The organism is Rugamonas violacea (genome assembly GCF_016461825.1).
In the GTDB taxonomy this organism is placed as follows: domain Bacteria; phylum Pseudomonadota; class Gammaproteobacteria; order Burkholderiales; family Burkholderiaceae_D; genus Rugamonas.
The window spans coordinates 137274-154901 of the sequence record NZ_JAEMNU010000083.1; the positions used below are offsets into that span (position 1 = coordinate 137274).

A 17628-nucleotide genomic window follows, 5' to 3' on the forward strand; every position below is an offset into this window, starting at 1 on the left:
GGGTTGGCCGGCATCTGCGGCGCGCGGCCGTTCGAAAAAAAAGGCGGCGCATTTGCGCCGCCCTTCCGCCGATCCGCCACGCCAACACGCCAACATATCAACACGTCAACACGCCAACACGTCAACACATCAACACATCAACACGTCAATCGTAGTCGGCGTCCAGCTCCGAGCCGGCGTAGTTCTCCAACTCGGCGAACAGGGTCTTCATGGCCGTGCGGCCGCGAATGTTCTGCACCACCGTGCAGTGGTCGCGATAGCTGGCGATGCGATCGAGCAGCACCGGGTGGTGTTGCACCGGCACTTTGGCCAACAGCGCGGCCCAGCCCTCCTCGAAGTCCGGCTTGTTCTTGCGCACCGCCTTGACGAAGCGCTCGAACTCCTTCTGCCCGGTGCGGGCGACAACGCGCCCACCACCCTCGATGGCGAAGATGATGGCCAGCGCGATCACCCCCTCGGCGTTCAGGTCGCTGTCGTTGACCGGGCCGCGCTCGTGATGGCGGCGCAGCCAGCCGGCCAGGCGGACGATGGCCTGCACCTCCTTGCGCTGCTTGAGCATGACGGCGTAGCGCTCGTAGCCCGACCAGTTCTGGTTCGGGTCGGCCTGGCACAGGTCGACGAACAGGTCGCGCAGGCGGCGCTGGGTGTACACCGGGTCCTGGTCGTACTCGCCGACCAGGGCGTCCTCGGGCAGCGCCGACAACTCGCGGATCAGGCGGTAGCCGGCCTGGAAGGCCGCCTCGGCGCCGTGCTCGATGAGGAAGTCCAGCGCCGCCCCGTCGCCCTCGTCCAGCAGCACGCTGTCGAGGCCCAGCGAGACGCCGCCCACGGTCAGTTGCAGCGCCTTCTGGATGCCGTCGGCGGTGCGCTCGTTGGTGAACTTCTCGGCCACCATGGCGGTGATGCCGGCCAGTTCGTCGGCCAGGTTGACGGCGGCGTCCTCGCGCGGATCGGCGGCCAGTTGCTTGATCGCGCGGGTCAGCCGCGGCAGGTTTTCTACGACTAACGCAGGCAGCATGTGTCCGGCTTCCATCAGGAGAAGATGCCGCTGCCCAGGCTGCGGCGCGCGCTGGTGCGGGCAGACACGCTGCGGCTCGACGGCACCTGCTTGCGCAGGCGGTACAGCAGCTCCTTGGTGGAGCGCTGCAGGAACGCCGGCTCCTCGTCCGGGTCGTCGCTGAACTCGGCGTCGGCCAGGTCGGCGCTGTGGCGGAACTCGGGGAACAGCTCGAACAGGGCGCGGTCCCAGCCGTCTTCGGAGGCCTTGGCCAGCTCCACCGCCAGCGGCACGACGTCGTTGTCGGACGAGGTCTGGCCGGTCAGGTAGGGGCCTTTCGAGATGATCTCGCCGGCCACTTCCAGGATCTCCTTGGGCGCCATCGAGAACAGGATGGCGAAGGCGGTCGAGCCCCAGTCGGTGGCCGAGGCCTCGGCCAGCAGCGCGTGGCGGCGCTCCTCGTCGTCGGTGGCGAAGACCACGCCGTGGATGTGGGCGAACAGCGACTCGGCGATGCGCTCCGGGTCGTCCTCGATCAGGTCGTCGCCCCAGGTGGCGGCGAAGAAGGCCAGGCTGTCGGCCCAGGCCTTGGGCGGCACCAGCAGCGTCGCCAGCGACATCTTGCCGCCGTCGAAGCCGGCCATGTGCAGCGCGGTGACCTGCGGCGGGATGTTGTTCAACACCTCGACCACGGCCAGGTCGCCGTACTGGTCGGCCGCCTCGGAGAAGGCTTGTTCGGCGTGGCCCAGCGAGCCGGCCAACACCAGTTCGGTGACCTGCTTGGTGAGTGCCGGCAGATTGCTTTTTTCAGTCATGGTCAGTCTCCATCCTGGTCGAACATCTGGGCGAACTCGTCGGTCACGTCGTCGTCGTCATGCACGTCGTCGCCGTCGTCGTTGGCCGACAACTGGTCGAGCGACTGGTCGTCGTCGTCCCATTTACGCGGGTTCTTGAACAGGAAGGCGGTGATGATGGCCTGGCGCGCCAGGTCGGGCAGGCTTTCCTCCAGCGCGGCGTACATCTTGGCCGCCTCTTCGCCGGCGCAGGAGGCCATGGCGAAGACGCGCGACGGGTCGCCGAACTCGTAGTCCTCGGCCTCGGCCAGCAGGCCCTTGGGGTCGGAGAACTGGATGTGGTCGACCAGCGCGAAGGCCAGCATGTTGACGTCCTCGATGCCGGCGCCGCTGGCGTACTCGGAGACCAGGGCGTCGACCATGTTCTGGTAGTTTTTGCGATCGGGCGGATCGCCCAGAATGCCGTCGATCTGGCCGCCCAGCTCGCGCGACTGATAGGCAAATTCGGGGTGTACTTTTCTCATGACGTTCTTTCTCTAAATGGTGCTGTCTGGTTCTTGCGGGGCGCCGGACGCCCGTGCTTGCGGTGTGGCTTGTGCCGGCCTGTGCCGGCCGTTCCTGGATGAAGGCGGCGGCCGGGTCCGGCGCCAAGGCGCCCGTTTCAGTTCGCCGGCAGCACGCTGCCGTGCAGATTGAAGACGGCGCGCCACATCTGGTAGGCCTCGCCTTCCGCATCGAGGATGATGCGGTGGTTCACGCTCTGGTTGTATTCGTCGCGCTTGACGGGATCGGACAGGATCTCGTAGGCCTTGGTGATGCTTTTGAAGCGCTGCTCGGCGCCGGGGGCGTCGTTGCGGTCCGGGTGGAAACGCATCGCCAGCGAACGGTAGACCTTCTTGATTTCCTCGTCGGAAGCGTTGGGCGCGACACCGAGCACATTGTATAAATTTTCCATAAGGAAACTCCGGGCCGAATGCCAAAACAATTAAAGACGAATTATCCTATAGAACGAGGGGCAGCGGCGGGCGGCGGCGCCGGCGGCGCCGACATGCTGGCACTTGAGGGGGAAAAGAAGGCGGAAAGACGGAAGAAAGGCGGGCGGAAACGGCGCGCGAGCCGGCGGACGGCGTCCCGGGCGGCCGCCCGGCGTTGCCGAGCAGGCAAGTTTTGCCGTGATCGGCCGCCGAGCGGCGGGGTGATACGGTAAAATGCCCTCCAACTCTACCCCTAACAAAGCAACTTCCCAGATGAGCAACGATAAAAACAGCCCCGCACCGGCACTGACCTCCAATTTCCTGCGCGCCATCGTTGAGGCCGACCTGGCAGCCGGCACCCACAGCCGCGCCGGCCTGCCGCCGGTGATCACCCGCTTCCCGCCCGAGCCGAACGGCTATCTGCACATCGGCCACGCCAAGTCGATCTGCCTGAACTTCGGCCTGGCGCGCGACTACGACGGCCGCTGCCATCTGCGCTTCGACGACACCAATCCGGCCAAGGAAGAGCAGGAATACGTCGACACCATCATCGACAGCGTCAAGTGGCTCGGTTTCAGCTACGACCACGCAGGTCCGCAGGGCACCGAGCACCACCTGCACTACGCCAGCGACTACTTCGACCAGCTGTATGCCATGGCCGAGTACCTGATCACGGCCGGCTTCGCCTACGTCGACAGCCAGAGCGCCGACGACATGGCCGCCAACCGCGGCAACTTCGGCACGCCGGGCAAGAACTCGCCGTTCCGCGACCGCCCGCGCGAGGAGTCGCTGCAACTGTTCCGCGACATGAAGGCCGGCAAGTTCGCCGACGGCGAGCACATCCTGCGCGCCAAGACCAGCGACGACGCCATGGCCTCGCCCAATATGAACCTGCGCGACCCGGCCATCTACCGCATCCGCCACGCCCACCACGTGCGCACCGGCGACGCTTGGTGCATCTACCCGATGTACGACTACACCCACCCGATCTCGGACGCGCTCGAGCAGATCACCCACTCGATCTGCACGCTGGAGTTCCAGGACCACCGGCCGTTCTACGACTGGCTGCTGGCCACCCTGGCCGAGGGCGGCTTCTTCCAGCAACCGGTGCCGCGCCAGTACGAGTTCTCGCGCCTCAACCTGACCTATGTCGTCACCAGCAAGCGCAAGCTGCGCCAGCTGGTCGACGAGAAGATCGTCGACGGCTGGGACGACCCGCGCATGCCGACCATCGTCGGCCTGCGCCGCCGCGGTTACACGCCGGAAGCCATCCAACTGTTCTGCGAGCGCATCGGCGTGACCAAGTCGGACGGCTGGATCGACATGAGCACGCTGGAAGGCTGCCTGCGCGAGGATCTCGATCCGAAGGCGCCGCGCGCCACCGCCGTGCTGCGGCCGCTGAAACTGATCGTCGACAACTTCGGCGAGCACGACAGCGTCGACTGCCAGTCGCCGGTGCACCCGCACTTCCCCGAGCGCGGCGTGCGCAATTTCCCCTTCACGCGCGAGCTGTGGATCGAGGCCGACGACTTCATGGAGACGCCGAGCAAGGGCTACTTCCGCTACTACCCGCCGATCGGCGACGCGCCGGGCAGCCGGGTGCGCCTGCGCCACGGTTTCGTCACCGAGTGCGTCGGCTACGACAAGGACGCCGACGGCAAGGTCATCGCCGTCCACGTCAAGCACTTCCCGGACTCCAAGTCGGGCACGCCGGGTTCGGACAACTACAAGGTCAAGGGCAACATCCACTGGGTCTCGGCCGCCACCGCGCTGCAGGCCGAGGTGCGCCTGTACGACCGCCTGTTCAGCGACCCGCAGCCGGACGCCGGCGGCAAGGACTTCATCGGCGCGCTCAATCCGAACGCCAAGGAAGTGGTCACCGCCTACCTGGAGCCAGGCATGAGCGCGGCCCTGCCGGACCAGCGCTACCAGTTCGAGCGGCACGGCTACTTCGTCGCCGACCGGGTCGACTCGACGGCCGGCAAGCCGGTGTTCAACCGCATCGTCACGCTGAAGGACAGCTGGGTCGCCAAGTAAGCCCGGCCGTCCCGCCACCGCGCCAACCGCCCTTCGGGGGAATGCCGTTCAGTTAAGACTGAACGGCATTTTTTGTTTTAAGGGGTATAAATGCCCCCGGAACCAAAGCGGCTAACTTTTGAACGTCGAGATTGCCGCGACATGAATCGCTTCACCGACAAGCGACTGGACTACAGCCACTTTGTCGGCCGGTACGAAAATAGCTTTGATATTTTCTCGCGTAACGCCACCAGGGACACCAACTTCACCTTTAATTGCAGATGAAGCGGCCTGCAGATTGTCCTGGTCGGGTGTCAGTCCATAGATGACCGGGAAGCCCTCATTGACCAGTGCCAGCATGTCGGGGGAGGCGGCCAATAGATCCATAGCAGCCCGAGCGTTGGCGTGAAATGCAGCTACTTCCGGCGTCTCATTGGACGAATTGCTCGCCGCACTGAGCACCGGCGACTTCCTCGCAAGCGAAGTATCGCCTGCATAATTAATGGCCTCAATAACGTTGTGCTCGTCGACGACTGACAGGTTATTCCGATTAAGACCATCTGCGTCAAAGGAATTACCACGCTCCCCGGTGAACACCGCCGCGCCGGCGTCGATCAGCGCGCCCATCGGCAACAAGCTGCCACGCAAATCTTCACGTGTCGACTCGTGGAAAGTAATCAGACTACCCGACCTCGATCCATGGAAATGGGTACTCCCATTTGAGACGAGACGCAACTTTGCCATGTCAACGCCCCCCGAAACAACCGTTGGCGAGACATTCAACGTAAGCCCTGCCCCCTTAAACTTGCGGCCACCACGTGCCACCGCCGGAGCTGGCGACGTTCCGGCTGACGCTCCGGCGCCGGGGCTGGCCAACCAGGCCGGCCGATTAGTTTGCAGCGAGGCAATTGACGGCAGACTGGGCGTCGTCGGCACAGATGGCGCGGGAGCTGGCGAAGTAGTAGCCGGCGGTGGCTGGGATGAACCGCCACTGAATCCGGGATTGAAATTTGGCCCGATATTGTTGCTCATAGTCTGTTCCTATACTTAAGAATAAAGAATGCAGGAGGTAGCAAGAGTCCGCCCACTGGAAAAAGCATATTTTTGCCGGTTCCACGCCGCAATTCGATTTCATCGCATTGCATTGCATGCTCCCCCTACGCAGTGAAAAGTTGTGAGCTTTTCCATGAGTAGGATAAAACGAGGGATAGTTCATTTTCTTGCTGCTGGAGCACCTCAGCTCCCCCTCTCCCCTTTATCTGGGGCGGCCACGTGGCCGCGCTTGGCCCGGCCGCTACTTGACGGCCTCCCCCAGCTCGGCATTGCGCCGAGCTTCCAGCTGGACGCGCTCGGCCGCCTGGAGTGCCTTGCGGGAGATTTCTTTAGCCGTGGCTCGCCCGACCGCCGTGACTATCCTGTCAGAAGTGACATTTTGATAAAAAGTTCCTTGACTCGCATAAGCAGTCGTTTATATATTTGTGCAATATTGTCCAATCCACCCCGTCCCGCCGGACGTTCAGCACAAGGAGCAGCTTCGAGCCACCGCACCATGCCTGCCTTCCTCGCGCACAAATTCGTCCTCTCCCCCAAAAAACCGGTCTGGTGGAGCGGGGTACTGCTGTCGCTGGGGGTGGGCGCGCTGCTCTACTTCATCACCGCCCGCTCGATCGAGCACGACGCCGGCCAGCGCTTCAAGCACCAGGCGCGCAACACCCAATACGCCATCGCCTCGCGCATCAAGGCCTACACCGACGTGCTGCGCGGCGCGGCCAGCTTTGTCCAGGCCACCGAGCAGGTCAGCCGCAGCAAGTTCCACCACTACGTCGCCGGCCTCGACCTGCAGCAGCACTTCCCGGCGATCGACAACATCAACTACGCGCAATACCTGACCGAGGCGCAGCGCGCCGACTTCGAGCGGGCCATGGACGATCCGGCCGAGCTGGCGCGCGACGGCTACCCGCCGCTGCACATCACCCCGCCCGGCCGCCGCGCCGACTACTCCGTCATCACCATGCTCGAACCGGTCCAGCCCTTCGCCGAGAAGTTCGGCCTCGACATCGCCGCCCGCGAGCACGTCGCCAGCGTCTTGGCGCGTGCGCGCGACAGCAACACGCTGAGCGCCTCGGGCCAGCCGATCGACATCCTCAGCAAGCCGCGCCAGTCCGGCCTGGCGATGCGCCTGCCGGTCTACCGCAACGCGCTGCCGCTGCACAACGTGGCGCAGCGCCGCGCCGCCTACCTGGGCACGGTGGGCATCGGCTTCAGCGTGCACCGCCTGGTGCAGGGCGCGCTCGACGAGATGCCGGTGCGCGACGTGCGCCTGTCGCTGTACGACGGCGGCAAGAGCTCCGACCCCATCCTGCGCCAGGCCGAGCCGGGCGACCTGCTGCTGTTCGACAGCCTGCCGCGCGGCGTCCGCCCGCTGGCCGAGAACCAGCTGTTCTCCATCGTGCTGCCGCTGGACTTCAACGGCCGCGCCTGGAAGGCCCGCTTCAGCGCCCCCAAGTCCGACTGGTACACCAGCTTCGACGCCTACCTGCCCTGGCTGGCCCTGCTCACCGGCTTCGCCGGCACCTTGCTGATCTACGCGCTGTTCCACACCCTGTCGTCGTCGCGCCTGCGCGCCATCAAGATGGCCAAGGCGATGACCCAGGAATTGCGCGACAGCCAGGCCAAGCTGCAGATGTCGCACCACAAGCTGCGCCGCCTGGCCGCCCACGCCGACCAGATCAAGGAGCAGGAACGCAAGCGCATCGCCCGCGAGATCCACGACGACCTGGGACAGAACCTGCTGGTGCTGCGCATCGAGGCCGACATGCTGGCCTCGCGCACGCGCCTGCGCCATCCGCGCCTGCACGCCCGCGCCCGCCTGACGCTGAGCCAGATCGACACCACCATCAAGAGCGTGCGCCACATCATCAACGACCTGCGTCCGACCGTGCTCGACCTGGGCCTGGCCGCCGCCGTCGAGTGGCAGATCGCCCAGTTCCGCCAGCGCTCCGGCATGGTCTGCGAGCTGCACGGCCACCAGCACGACATCGCCATCAACGACCACTGCGCCACCGCCTTCTTCCGCGTGCTGCAGGAATCGCTCAGCAACATCCTGCAGCACGCCAAGGCCAGCCTGGTGCGGGTCGAGCTGCGCCAGCAGCACGGCATGCTCAGCATGACCATCAGCGACAACGGCGTCGGCATCCGCGCCAACAGCCGCAACAAGATCGGCTCCTTCGGCCTGGTCGGCATCGAGGAGCGCATCAGCATCCTCGGCGGCCAGTGCGCCATCAGCGGCAGCGCCAACGCCGGCACCACGGTGACGGTGTCGGTGCCGATCGAACACCAGGCGCCGGCCGGCTTTGGCGTCGACGACGCCAACGCGGTGGCCGACGATGTGGCGGCCTGAGCGCGCGGCCGCCCCCGGCATCCTCCGACAGCGTTAGGAATATCCTGACTAAACATTGATAAATATCAATATGTATTGGATGGCAATGGACAAAAATCAACTTGCATGCTTTTCATCAACCCGTATCACTGAAAGGGAATCACTCATGACCTCGACCACATTCGACGCAATTGCCCAACTGGATCTGGAACCCATCAAAGTCAAGCTGATGCACCGGGAATCCGGCGAGGGCTGGACCCTGGAGCACGCCAACGCGATCGAGTTCGAGTATCGCCGCTTCCTGATTTTGATGAAAAAGTTCCCCAACGAGCAAACCGCGCCGCTGGTCGACGTCGACACCTTCTGGCACTACCACATCCTCGACACGATGAAGTACGCGGTCGACTGCGACGCCGTGTTCGGCCATTTCCTGCACCACTTCCCCTACATCGGCCTGCGCGGCGAGGACGACGAGCAAGCCCACCTGCGCGTCGGCCAGCGCATGAAGGAGTTGTACGAGCAGACCTTCGGCGAGGACTATGTGCGCGCCGACGCCACCTATTCCGGCGTGGCCAACCAGGCCGCCTACTCGGGCGCCGCCGCCGCCGAGACGGCTTATTCCGGCGCCGCCGCCGCGCAGACGGCCTACTCGGGCGCCGCCGCCAAGACCGCGTATTCCGGTGCCGCCGCCGCGCAGACCGCCTACTCGGGCGCCGCCGCCAAGACCGCGTATTCCGGCGCTGCCGCCGTGCAGACCGCTTACTCGGGCGCCGCCGCCAAGACCGCGTATTCCGGCGCCGCCGCCGTGCAGACCGCCTACTCGGGCGCCGCCGCCAAGACGGCGTATTCCGGTGCCGCCGCCGCGCAGACCGCCTACTCGGGCGCCGCCGCTAAGACCGCCTATTCGGGCGCCGCCTCCGCGCAGACCGCCTATTCCGGCGCCGCCGGCCAGACCGCCTACTCGGGCGCCAGCGCCGCCCAGGCCAGCGCGGCCATCGAGAATGCCCGCCTGGCCAGCTTCTACACCGAGCGGCCACGCCTGAACCCGGCGAACTAATAGTGTGATTGTCGTTTAAGCACCCCAGCCCCGCCGCCCACCGGCGGGGTTGTTTTTACTTCAGCATGTCCGCCACTGTGTCGCCGTTCAGACACTATCAAATCCGCAGCGATTAACTACAATTTTGCAAGCAACACCTTGTGCAATTCGCCTACACTTTTGGAAGTTTGTGGTTGAAATCGGCATTGCATTGCCTATACTGGGATAGTTGACGCAAGGCAATTCGACTGTTTGGCCAAGCCAGCCAATCGAACGCAGCGCCTTCCGGTGCCGAATCCACGCACCGCCCGGCCGCACGATTTCACCCCATCCTCCATAGCACACTCATTATTTCAAAGGGTTTTCATCCATGATTTCCAATGACAGCTTCAAAGTGATCGCCGCTCTCGACCTCGAACCGATCAAGGTCAAACTGATGCACGCCGAGTCGGGTGAGGGTTGGTCGCTCGACCAAGTCAACGCCGTCGAATTCGAATATCGCCGCTTCTTGTATCTGATGAAAACCTATCCGCAGGAGCAGACGGCGCCGCTGTTTGACGTCGATATCTTCTGGCATTACCACATTCTTGACACGATGAAATACGCCGCCGACTGCCAGGCCGTGTTCGGTTACTTCCTGCACCACTTCCCCTACCTCGGCCTGCGCGGCGAGGATGACGAGGCGGCTCACCACCGCGTCGGCGAGCGCATGCGTGAACTGTATGAGGCGACCTTCGGCGACAGTTATCTGCGTCCCGCCGCCCAGGCGTATTCCGGTGTGCCGGCGCAACAGGCCAGCGCCTACTCCGGCGTGCCGGCCGTCGCCTACTCGGGCGTGCCGCAGCAGCAGGCCATGGGCACCGCCTATTCCGGCGTGCCGGCCGTCGCCTACTCGGGCGTGCCGGCGCAGCAAGCCAAGGGAACCGCCTATTCCGGCGTGCCGAACGTGGTGTATTCGGGCGTGCCGGCGCAGAAGATGGCATACTCTGGTGTACCGACGCAGAATATGTCGGCCTACTCCGGCGTGCCGCAGCAGCAAGCGGCGGCCTATTCCGGAGTGCCGAGCGCGTCGACCACGGAGAATTTGTATTCGACCCGGCCGCGTCTGAGCGCCTAGGCGCCTCAGCCAGTGCCGCCGTCTCGCTTGACGGCGGCACGCCCGGCCCTCATTTCAGGAGCGCATCATGAGCATCAGCGCCATCCCCTCCAGCAGCAGTGCGGCGAGCAGCGCCAGCGTAGTGCCGGCGGCACCGACCAAGCAGGCCGAACCGCCCAAGCAGATCGACAAGCCGGCCGAACGTGTTGCCCCGCCACCAGCTCCGACCGCTTCCACACCATCGGTCAACACCAGCGGACAGAAGATCGGCACCACCATCAGTACCTCGGCCTGATCGGCTGGCGCCGCCCGCCGATCAGGCGGCGCGCGCCCTGCCCGAGCCGGCAAACCTGGCCGCGACGCGGCCGGCTTGTTTGCGTCCGGTCGCTTCGTCGGCCGCTTCCTTGCAGCACTCCGGCCACAGCCGTGGCAAAAAAAAGACGAAAAAAAACGCGAGCCATAGCTCGCGCCTATTCAGCCTTGCGGCCGTCGCGGCCGCTATGGCCGCGTGACGACTTTATGCCGCCATCAGCTCGCGCAGTTCGCGGATGCTGAAGTCGCTGATCTCGTGCATGCGGATCAGGATGGTCGCGCCAATCGGCAGCGTGTTGTGGCGGATCTTGCTGATCACCGGTGGTGCGACTTCCAGCGCGCGCGACAGGGCCGCGTCGTTTTTCAGCTGCAGTTTTTCGATGATGGCATCCAAAACGCGATTTGGATTGTAGGTAGGCGACGCCGTGATTTCTTTGATAGACATAATGGTTTCAATCAGGTTTTTGGCCGCCTTTTGGATAAAAGCGACACTAAAATAAAAAATTTTTAGCTGAAATGCCAAGGCAGCACTGTAAAACGCAGTCGTTTATGCCGGTTTCGAGCGCACAGTCCACATAATACACCCTTCTGTTAACGTTCGGCTAACGCAGGTGATATTTTTGTGATTTTTTGATAGATTTCACCGCTATTTCTTATGCTAGGAAGCTTTTTGATATAGAAATAGCAATGAAAATCAACGGGATCGGCTGACGCCGGCGGCGAGGAAGCACCATTCAACGGCCAACAGCGTGGCCAATTGCGCAATAGTGCTGGGGAGGAAAAGGCATTGGTTGCCAGAGGATGCATTGAGCGAGGAATAGCCGTACCAGCCTAGTTGCTGTCGGATTTCCGCCGGGGTTGGCGGTGGACGGCGGTCGAACTCGCGCAAATGCATATACGCCCGGACCTGTTCTTTGGTTGGATGCAGGATGGTAGACATATGCACTCCTTGAAGAGGTCGCCAATCAATCACCGTGGCGACACGGCAACACATAACATACACCAATTAACGGCCGGCAAACCCAAATCTGCAGTCGCGGCCACGATTTTGCTCACAATATCGTCATGCGAAAAACCCGGACTTGATGCACATCAAGTCGCCACCGTCAGCCGCTAGATGGAGTCAGTTTGCGCCGCAAAGCTTACAGCCAGCTTTCATCGTTGCCTTGCAAACAGGCATGTTGCTTTTTTTGGCGAGGCCGACGCCCGGCGCCGCCCGTCCCTGTCCGCTTTTTCGGCGCGCTCACTGGCGCTGTTCGCGCCCGTATAGTGATAGTGTATTTCCTTGCCAATTATTAAGTTGGAACTCCAACGCAGGCGGCCAAGGTCGCGGCCACCGTCGGGTAGCGCAGCCGCACGCCGAGCTCGTTTTTCAGCCGCCCGTTGCGCATGCGCCGCGACTCCGACATGAACGACAGCAGCGCCGGCGTGACCACCTGGCGCAATTGCTCGCGCGGCAGGCGCGGTGGACGGGCCAGGCCGAAGGCGTCGGCCACGGCGTCGAAGTAGGCGCCCATCTTCATCTCGCTGTCGTCGACCGCGTGGTAGACCCGGTTCGGCGCGCCGCGCCACAGCGCGCGGGCGACGATGGCGGCCAGGTCGTCGGCGTGGATGTGGTTGGTGTAGACGTCCTCGGCCTCCAGCAGCGCCGGCGTGCCGGCCTGCAGACGCTTGAGCGGCAGGCGCTCGGCGCCGTAGATGCCGGGCACGCGCAGGATCGCCAGCCGGCCTTGGGCGCGGCCGGCCCAAGCCCGCAGCACCCGCTCGGCGTCGACCCGGCGCTGGGCGCGGCCGTTGTGCGGCGCCGGCGGCCGCGTCTCGTCGATCCAAGCGCCGCCGCAGTCGCCGTAGACGCCGCTGGTGCTGACATAAACCAGCCGCGCGCGCTCAGGTAAAATGGCGCACAGATTGCGCGTGCGCCGGTCCAGCACACCGTCCGCTTGCGGCGGCGCCAAATGGACAATATAGTGCGCCAGACCGGCCAGCCGGCGCAGCGTGGCCGGCCGGTCCAGGTCGGCCAGCAGCGGCACGGCGCCCAGCGCGCGCAGCTCGGCGCGGCGCTCGGGCCGGCTGGTGACGGCGAACACGCGGAAGCGCCCGCGCAGCAGCGGCAACAGGCGCATGCCGACGTCGCCGCAGCCGAGGATGAGCAGGCGCGGCAAGTTGATTTTTTGACTCAGAGTTTTTTTCATATCAAGGATTGTATGACGTTCCAGATTATTGTTCAGCCCAGCGGCCATCAATTCAGCTGCGAGGAAGACGAAACCGTGCTGGCGGCCGCCATGCGCGCCGGCGTCGGCCTGCCCTACGGCTGCAAGAACGGCGCCTGCAGCTCCTGCAAGGGCAAGGTGGTGTCCGGCTCGGTCAGCCACAAGGCGCACCAGCAGCGCGCCCTGACGCCGGAAGAGGAGGCCCAGGGCTTCTCGCTGTTCTGCTGCGCCAGCGCGCACAGCGACCTGGTGATCGAGGCGCGCGAGGTGGCCGGCAGCAGCGACTATCCGCTGAAGAAGATGCCGTCGCGCGTCGCCGGCATCGAGAAGGTGGCCCCCGACGTCGTCGTGCTGACCCTGCAACTGCCGGCCAACGAACGCCTGCAATACCGCGCCGGACAATATATCGAATTCATGCTGCGCGACGGCAAGCGCCGCAGCTACAGCATGGCCACCGCGCCCGACGGCGAGGCGCCGATCACGCTGCACATCCGCCACATGGCCGGCGGCCTGTTTACCGAGCAGGTGTTCGGTAGCATGAAGGAGCGCGACATCCTGCGCTTCGAAGGCCCGCTCGGCACCTTCTTCGTGCGCGAGGATTCGGACAAGCCGATGGTGCTGCTGGCCTCCGGCACCGGCTTCGCGCCGATCAAGGCCATCGTCGAACACATGATCGCCCGGCAGTCGACCCGCAGCATGACCTTGTACTGGGGCGGCCGCCGCCCGCAGGACCTGTACATGGACGCGCTGTGCCGCCAGTGGGCCGAGCAGTTGCCCAACTTCCAGTACGTGCCGGTGGTGTCGAACCCGCTGGCGGAAGACCAATGGCAGGGCCGTGGCGGCTTCGTCCACCAGGCCGTGATGGCCGACCTGCCCGACCTGTCCGGCCACCAGGTCTACGCCTGCGGCGCGCCCATCGTGGTCGACTCGGCCAAGCGCGATTTCGTCGCCCAGTGCCAGTTGCCGGCCGAGGAATTCTACGCCGACGCCTTCACCACCGAAGCCGACCTGAACCGGCCCTGAGGCCGCCGCAGCGCCGCCCACGGCTTGCCGGAACGCCGGCAACACCCGGCGGCACAAACTGGGGTCAGACCCCCGCGGGTCTGACCCCGGCTCCTCGCCTTTGGGGTAAGCCGGCATTCCCGGCAACCTGAAATGCCCTTTCCTCACGCGCGCCGCCGCGCCGAAAGTTTCCATGTCCCAGCCGTCCGATGAAAATGGTTTCCGCGTCCTGCGCCACCGCAACTTCACCTTCTACCTGACGGCCCGCGTGCTCGGCACCATCGCCGTGCAGATGCAAAACGTGGCGATCGGCTGGCAGGTCTACGCGCTGACCGGCAACCTGTTCGACCTGGGCCTGATCGGCCTGGCCCAGTTCGCCCCCTTCCTGCTGCTGATCCTGCTGGCCGGCCACGTCGCCGACCGCTACAATCGGCGCAACATCGTCGCCCTCTGCCTGACGGCGCAACTGGCGTGCAGCCTGCTGTTGCTGGCGCTCAGCCACAGCGGCCTGAGCGTGGTGTGGCCGGTGTTCGCCATCCTGGTGCTGTTCGGCAGCGCCCGCGCCTTCATGGGGCCGGCCACCCAGGCCATGCTGGTCAACCTGGTGCCGCCGGCCAGCCTGGGCCAGGCGGTCGCGCTGAGCTCGTCGAGCTTCCACGTCGCCGTCATCGCCGGGCCGACCCTGGGCGGCCTGCTCTACCTGGCCGGACCGAACATCGTCTACCTGATCGCCGCGCTGCTGCTGTTGCTGTCGGTGGTGCTGATGTGGCTGGTGCGCGCCGCGCCGCAGGCCAGCAACCGCGAACCGGCCACCTGGCACAGCGTGCTCGAAGGCCTGCGCTTCGTCTGCTCGCGCCCCATCGTGCTGGGCGCCATCTCGCTCGACCTGTTCGCCGTGCTGTTCGGCGGCGCCACCGCGCTGCTGCCGGCGCTGGCCCACGACGTGCTGCACATCGGCCCGAGCGGCCTGGGCCTGCTGCGCAGCGCGCCCGGCATCGGCGCCGCTTTGTGCTCGGTGGCGCTGGCCTTCTTCCCGATCACCCGCCGGGTCGGCCTGTGGATGTTCGGCGGCGTCGCCGTGTTCGGCGCCGCCACCATGGCGCTGGGCGCCACCACCAGCTTCGTGGTCGCGCTGGCCGCGCTGTTGCTGATGGGCGCCGGCGACATGGTCAGCGTCTACATCCGCCACCTGCTGGTGCAGTACGAGACGCCGGACGCCATTCGCGGCCGCGTCAGCGCGGTCAACTCGGTGTTCATCGGCGCCTCCAACGAGCTCGGCGAGTTCGAGTCCGGCCTGACCGCCGGCTGGTTCGGCCTGGTGCGCGCCGTGCTGTTCGGCGGCGCCGCCACGCTGGCCGTCACCGGCGCTTGGACCTGGTTGTTCCCGGTGCTGACCCATATGGACCGCTTCCCGCACGACCAAAAAGCGCTGGACGCCAAGGAGCGCGACGCCAAAACGGCCTGAGGCGGCCGGTGTGCTGGCGGCGGCGAGGATGGTGGCGCGGATAATGGCGCGGACGATGGCGCCGGCAAACGGCCGGCACCGCGCCGCCAGCGGCACCGTCCGCACCGTCCTTGTCGCCGAGCAGCAATAGGCGCCGCCCCGCCCGCATTGCTTGTAAGATGGGCGCTAACCCACTTTCAGCGCCTGCCATGTCCGTTCCTATACCCTTCCGCAACTTCGTGCGCAGCCGTCCCCACCTGAGTCTGGCGATCGCGCTGGGCGCCGTGGTCAGCCCCTTCCTGCCGGCCGCCTGGCCCTTCCTGACGCGCCTGCTGGCGGCCTGGGACGTCGCCGTCTGGGCCTATCTGCTGACCATGGGCTGGATGATGATGCGGGCCGACCACGGCCAGGTCAAACGCGCCGCCGCCTTGCAGGACGAACGCTCGCCGGTGATCCTGGCGACACTGTGCGCGGCGGCGATGATGAGCTTGCTAGCCATCGTCTCGCAGTTGTCGGCCTTGAAGGACTTGCCGGACGGCGACAAGGCCTGGCATTACGGCTTCGTCATCGCCACCCTGCTCGGCTCCTGGTTTTTGGTCGGCACGCTGTTCTGCTTCCACTACGCCCACCTGTACTACCGCGACGACGGCGGCCACAAGCCGCTCGCCTTCCCCGACCAGCAGCTGGAGCCGAACTACTGGGACTTCCTCTACTTCGCCTTCACCATCGCGGTGGCGGCGCAGACCGCCGACGTGTCGGTGCACACGCGCACCATGCGCAAGGTGGTGCTGGGCCAGGCGGTGCTGAGTTTCTTCTTCAACCTGGTCATATTGGGGCTGTCCATCAATATTGCAGCGGGTCTGATTAATTCCTGAGTGGCTAGCTCGGCTATGCATTCTGGAGTACCGGCGGTGGCAAAAAAAAGGAGTAATATGAAGTCATGTGCACAGCGTTTCAACCAGATGCACATTGGCCGCGCCATGGCGACGCAAGCTGCGCCACGCGGCCCTCGAAGCAACTGCTTTGACCTGGGTTGGACGGGTTTATCTTTTTGTATAACCGGGAGTAAGCATATGCAGATCAAAGTCAACACCGATACCACCATCGAACATCATGCCAGTCTGGATGAACACGTGCAGACCGTCGTCGGCGCCGCCCTCAATCGCTTCGGCGAACAAATCAGCCGGGTCGAAGTCCACCTGAGCGACAAGAACAGCCAGAAATCGGCCGACGGCGACAATCGCTGCCTGATGGAAGCGCGGGTCGCCGGCTACCAGCCGATCGCCGTCAGCGACCATGCCGCCACGCTGCACCAAGCCATCGCCGGTGCCGCCGACAAACTGAAACGGGCCATCGACAGCGCCCTCGGCCGCCTGAACGACAGCAAGCGCCACACCCCGGCACCGGTCGCCGTCGAGGCTGAAGCGGAAGAAGAATAAGTCCCCCCGGCCGGCATGCCGCCGGCCCCTCACACGGAGCAGACAGCCGCCCCTCCCCGCCCACGCGGGGCCGGCGGCTTAGTTTTGTGCCAGCTGGCGCAGGTAGCGCAACCCCTGCAGGGCGCGCGTGCCGTACCACGACAGCATTTCCCCGTCGACCAGCAGGACCGGCTTGCCGATCTGTTTTTCCAGCGCGTCGGCGTGCGCCTCGGTGAAGCGATAGGGTTCGCTCGACAGCAGCACGCCGTCGATTTGTTCGAGCAACTGCGGCGACCAGTCGAAGCGCGGATAACGCCCGGCGCCCAAGGCCGGCACGCGCCAGCCGATCTGCGCCAGCATGTTGGCGATATAGGTGTCGGCCGACACGCTCATCCATGGGTCTTGCCAGATGCAATACAACATGGTCTGCGCCGGGCCGCGCGGCGCGGCCTGCAAGGCGGCGTATTCGGCGGCGAAGGCGGCGCACCAGGCCTCGGCCGCTGGCTCGGCGCAGAAGATGCCGCCCATCAGCCGCACCAGCGCCAGGTTGTCGAACGGCGTGTTGGGATGGGTCACCACAATGTGCGGGACGAACTCGGCCAGCGCCGCGACGGTGGGCTTTTCGTTCTCGTCGATGTTGACCACCAGATGGGTGGGCGCCAGCTTGCGGATCTTCTCGACGTTGACGTCCTTGGTGCCGCCCACCTTGGGAATCGCGGCCACCGTCTCGGCCGGGTGGATGCAAAAGCCGGTGCGCCCGAGCAACTGGCCGGCCAGGCCCAGTTCGCACAGCAACTCGGTGATCGAGGGCACCAGCGAGACGATGCGCGCCTGGGGCGCGGCCGCGTGCGCGGTGCCGATTGCGTCGATGAAACTCATGATTGCGTCCTGCGCTGGGATAACGGCGCTATTGAACCACAAGCGGCCCGCGTTGGCGATAGCGCGCCGAT

18 protein-coding genes are annotated in these 17628 nt (G+C 65.0%); 9 read left to right on the forward strand and 9 right to left on the reverse strand.

Features of this window, described 5'->3' with window-relative positions; all coding sequences use genetic code 11:
* Nucleotides 1–145: 145 nt before the first annotated feature.
* From H7U20_RS16605 to H7U20_RS16620, 4 genes are all read right to left on the reverse strand, one after another.
* Complete coding sequence (locus H7U20_RS16605; protein WP_199760253.1) at nt 146–1018, reverse strand: hypothetical protein; 873 nt, start codon at nt 1016–1018, stop codon at nt 146–148.
* A 14-nt stretch (nt 1019–1032) separates the two neighbouring features.
* Entirely contained in the window at nt 1033–1812 is a 780-nt protein-coding gene (locus tag H7U20_RS16610) for a hypothetical protein (protein WP_199760254.1), read from the reverse strand.
* 2 nt (nt 1813–1814) lie between these two features.
* Nucleotides 1815–2315, reverse strand: a complete 501-nt coding sequence (locus H7U20_RS16615) for a hypothetical protein (RefSeq protein WP_199760255.1) — start codon at nt 2313–2315, stop codon at nt 1815–1817.
* A 137-nt stretch (nt 2316–2452) separates the two neighbouring features.
* Entirely contained in the window at nt 2453–2746 is a 294-nt protein-coding gene (locus tag H7U20_RS16620; RefSeq protein ID WP_199760256.1) for a DnaJ domain-containing protein, read from the reverse strand.
* Nucleotides 2747–3038: 292 nt separating this feature from the next.
* Between H7U20_RS16620 and H7U20_RS16625 the strand changes: the two genes are divergently transcribed.
* Nucleotides 3039–4802, forward strand: a complete 1764-nt coding sequence (locus H7U20_RS16625) for a glutamine--tRNA ligase/YqeY domain fusion protein (RefSeq protein ID WP_199760257.1) — start codon at nt 3039–3041, stop codon at nt 4800–4802.
* A 111-nt stretch (nt 4803–4913) separates the two neighbouring features.
* Here the strand turns inward: H7U20_RS16625 and H7U20_RS16630 are convergent, their stop codons facing one another.
* Nucleotides 4914–5813 (reverse strand): hypothetical protein, encoded by a 900-nt coding sequence (locus tag H7U20_RS16630; RefSeq protein ID WP_199760258.1) that lies wholly within the window; start codon nt 5811–5813, stop codon nt 4914–4916.
* Between the two features lie 517 nt (nt 5814–6330).
* Between H7U20_RS16630 and H7U20_RS16635 the strand changes: the two genes are divergently transcribed.
* The 4 genes from H7U20_RS16635 to H7U20_RS16650 all read left to right on the forward strand — a co-directional run bounded on the left by H7U20_RS16635 (nt 6331) and on the right by H7U20_RS16650 (nt 10587).
* Entirely contained in the window at nt 6331–8181 is a 1851-nt protein-coding gene (locus tag H7U20_RS16635) for a CHASE domain-containing protein (RefSeq protein WP_199760259.1), read from the forward strand.
* A 145-nt stretch (nt 8182–8326) separates the two neighbouring features.
* Nucleotides 8327–9217 carry a hypothetical protein gene (locus H7U20_RS16640; protein WP_199760260.1) on the forward strand — a complete coding sequence of 297 codons (891 nt, stop codon included), beginning with the start codon at nt 8327–8329 and terminating at the stop codon, nt 9215–9217.
* A gap of 349 nt (nt 9218–9566) precedes the next feature.
* On the forward strand, nt 9567–10313 hold the full coding sequence (locus H7U20_RS16645) for a glycine-rich domain-containing protein (RefSeq protein WP_199760261.1): 747 nt from the start codon (nt 9567–9569) through the stop codon (nt 10311–10313).
* A 67-nt stretch (nt 10314–10380) separates the two neighbouring features.
* Nucleotides 10381–10587, forward strand: coding sequence for a hypothetical protein (locus tag H7U20_RS16650; protein WP_199760262.1), 207 nt, complete (start codon nt 10381–10383; stop codon nt 10585–10587).
* A gap of 222 nt (nt 10588–10809) precedes the next feature.
* On the opposite strand, the gene H7U20_RS16655 is transcribed toward H7U20_RS16650, so the two are convergent.
* The 3 genes from H7U20_RS16655 to H7U20_RS16665 form a co-directional block, all read right to left on the reverse strand.
* Nucleotides 10810–11049 (reverse strand): hypothetical protein, encoded by a 240-nt coding sequence (locus H7U20_RS16655; protein ID WP_008445950.1) that lies wholly within the window; start codon nt 11047–11049, stop codon nt 10810–10812.
* A gap of 249 nt (nt 11050–11298) precedes the next feature.
* Complete coding sequence (locus H7U20_RS16660; RefSeq protein WP_199760263.1) at nt 11299–11544, reverse strand: hypothetical protein; 246 nt, start codon at nt 11542–11544, stop codon at nt 11299–11301.
* 355 nt (nt 11545–11899) lie between these two features.
* Nucleotides 11900–12796, reverse strand: coding sequence for an SDR family oxidoreductase (locus H7U20_RS16665; protein WP_199760264.1), 897 nt, complete (start codon nt 12794–12796; stop codon nt 11900–11902).
* A 12-nt stretch (nt 12797–12808) separates the two neighbouring features.
* Here H7U20_RS16665 and H7U20_RS16670 point away from each other — a divergent pair, with 12 nt between their 5' ends.
* The 4 genes from H7U20_RS16670 to H7U20_RS16685 all read left to right on the forward strand — a co-directional run bounded on the left by H7U20_RS16670 (nt 12809) and on the right by H7U20_RS16685 (nt 16699).
* On the forward strand, nt 12809–13837 hold the full coding sequence (locus H7U20_RS16670; RefSeq protein WP_199760265.1) for a CDP-6-deoxy-delta-3,4-glucoseen reductase: 1029 nt from the start codon (nt 12809–12811) through the stop codon (nt 13835–13837).
* Nucleotides 13838–14009: 172 nt separating this feature from the next.
* Nucleotides 14010–15281, forward strand: coding sequence for an MFS transporter (locus tag H7U20_RS16675; protein WP_199760266.1), 1272 nt, complete (start codon nt 14010–14012; stop codon nt 15279–15281).
* 188 nt (nt 15282–15469) lie between these two features.
* Nucleotides 15470–16135: a DUF1345 domain-containing protein gene (locus tag H7U20_RS16680; RefSeq protein WP_199760267.1), complete on the forward strand. Its 666-nt coding sequence runs from the start codon at nt 15470–15472 to the stop codon at nt 16133–16135.
* A gap of 198 nt (nt 16136–16333) precedes the next feature.
* Nucleotides 16334–16699 carry an HPF/RaiA family ribosome-associated protein gene (locus tag H7U20_RS16685; protein WP_199760268.1) on the forward strand — a complete coding sequence of 122 codons (366 nt, stop codon included), beginning with the start codon at nt 16334–16336 and terminating at the stop codon, nt 16697–16699.
* Between the two features lie 78 nt (nt 16700–16777).
* Here the strand turns inward: H7U20_RS16685 and H7U20_RS16690 are convergent, their stop codons facing one another.
* Complete coding sequence (locus H7U20_RS16690) at nt 16778–17557, reverse strand: helical backbone metal receptor (protein WP_199760269.1); 780 nt, start codon at nt 17555–17557, stop codon at nt 16778–16780.
* Nucleotides 17558–17628 lie beyond the last annotated feature (71 nt).

Excerpts from the sequence above, each read along its gene's own strand:
- H7U20_RS16630 (WP_199760258.1), bottom strand. The coding sequence starts at position 5,813 with ATGAGCAACAATATCGGGCCAAATTTCAATCCCGGATTCAGTGGCGGT.
- H7U20_RS16655 (WP_008445950.1), bottom strand. The coding sequence starts at position 11,049 with ATGTCTATCAAAGAAATCACGGCGTCGCCTACCTACAATCCAAATCGC.
- H7U20_RS16690 (WP_199760269.1), bottom strand. The coding sequence starts at position 17,557 with ATGAGTTTCATCGACGCAATCGGCACCGCGCACGCGGCCGCGCCCCAG.
- H7U20_RS16605 (WP_199760253.1), bottom strand. The coding sequence starts at position 1,018 with ATGCTGCCTGCGTTAGTCGTAGAAAACCTGCCGCGGCTGACCCGCGCG.
- H7U20_RS16665 (WP_199760264.1), bottom strand. The coding sequence starts at position 12,796 with ATGAAAAAAACTCTGAGTCAAAAAATCAACTTGCCGCGCCTGCTCATC.
- H7U20_RS16625 (WP_199760257.1), top strand. The coding sequence starts at position 3,039 with ATGAGCAACGATAAAAACAGCCCCGCACCGGCACTGACCTCCAATTTC.
- H7U20_RS16650 (WP_199760262.1), top strand. The coding sequence starts at position 10,381 with ATGAGCATCAGCGCCATCCCCTCCAGCAGCAGTGCGGCGAGCAGCGCC.
- H7U20_RS16615 (WP_199760255.1), bottom strand. The coding sequence starts at position 2,315 with ATGAGAAAAGTACACCCCGAATTTGCCTATCAGTCGCGCGAGCTGGGC.
- H7U20_RS16640 (WP_199760260.1), top strand. The coding sequence starts at position 8,327 with ATGACCTCGACCACATTCGACGCAATTGCCCAACTGGATCTGGAACCC.
- H7U20_RS16610 (WP_199760254.1), bottom strand. The coding sequence starts at position 1,812 with ATGACTGAAAAAAGCAATCTGCCGGCACTCACCAAGCAGGTCACCGAA.
- H7U20_RS16685 (WP_199760268.1), top strand. The coding sequence starts at position 16,334 with ATGCAGATCAAAGTCAACACCGATACCACCATCGAACATCATGCCAGT.
- H7U20_RS16620 (WP_199760256.1), bottom strand. The coding sequence starts at position 2,746 with ATGGAAAATTTATACAATGTGCTCGGTGTCGCGCCCAACGCTTCCGAC.
- H7U20_RS16680 (WP_199760267.1), top strand. The coding sequence starts at position 15,470 with ATGTCCGTTCCTATACCCTTCCGCAACTTCGTGCGCAGCCGTCCCCAC.
- H7U20_RS16670 (WP_199760265.1), top strand. The coding sequence starts at position 12,809 with ATGACGTTCCAGATTATTGTTCAGCCCAGCGGCCATCAATTCAGCTGC.
- H7U20_RS16660 (WP_199760263.1), bottom strand. The coding sequence starts at position 11,544 with ATGTCTACCATCCTGCATCCAACCAAAGAACAGGTCCGGGCGTATATG.
- H7U20_RS16645 (WP_199760261.1), top strand. The coding sequence starts at position 9,567 with ATGATTTCCAATGACAGCTTCAAAGTGATCGCCGCTCTCGACCTCGAA.
- H7U20_RS16635 (WP_199760259.1), top strand. The coding sequence starts at position 6,331 with ATGCCTGCCTTCCTCGCGCACAAATTCGTCCTCTCCCCCAAAAAACCG.
- H7U20_RS16675 (WP_199760266.1), top strand. The coding sequence starts at position 14,010 with ATGTCCCAGCCGTCCGATGAAAATGGTTTCCGCGTCCTGCGCCACCGC.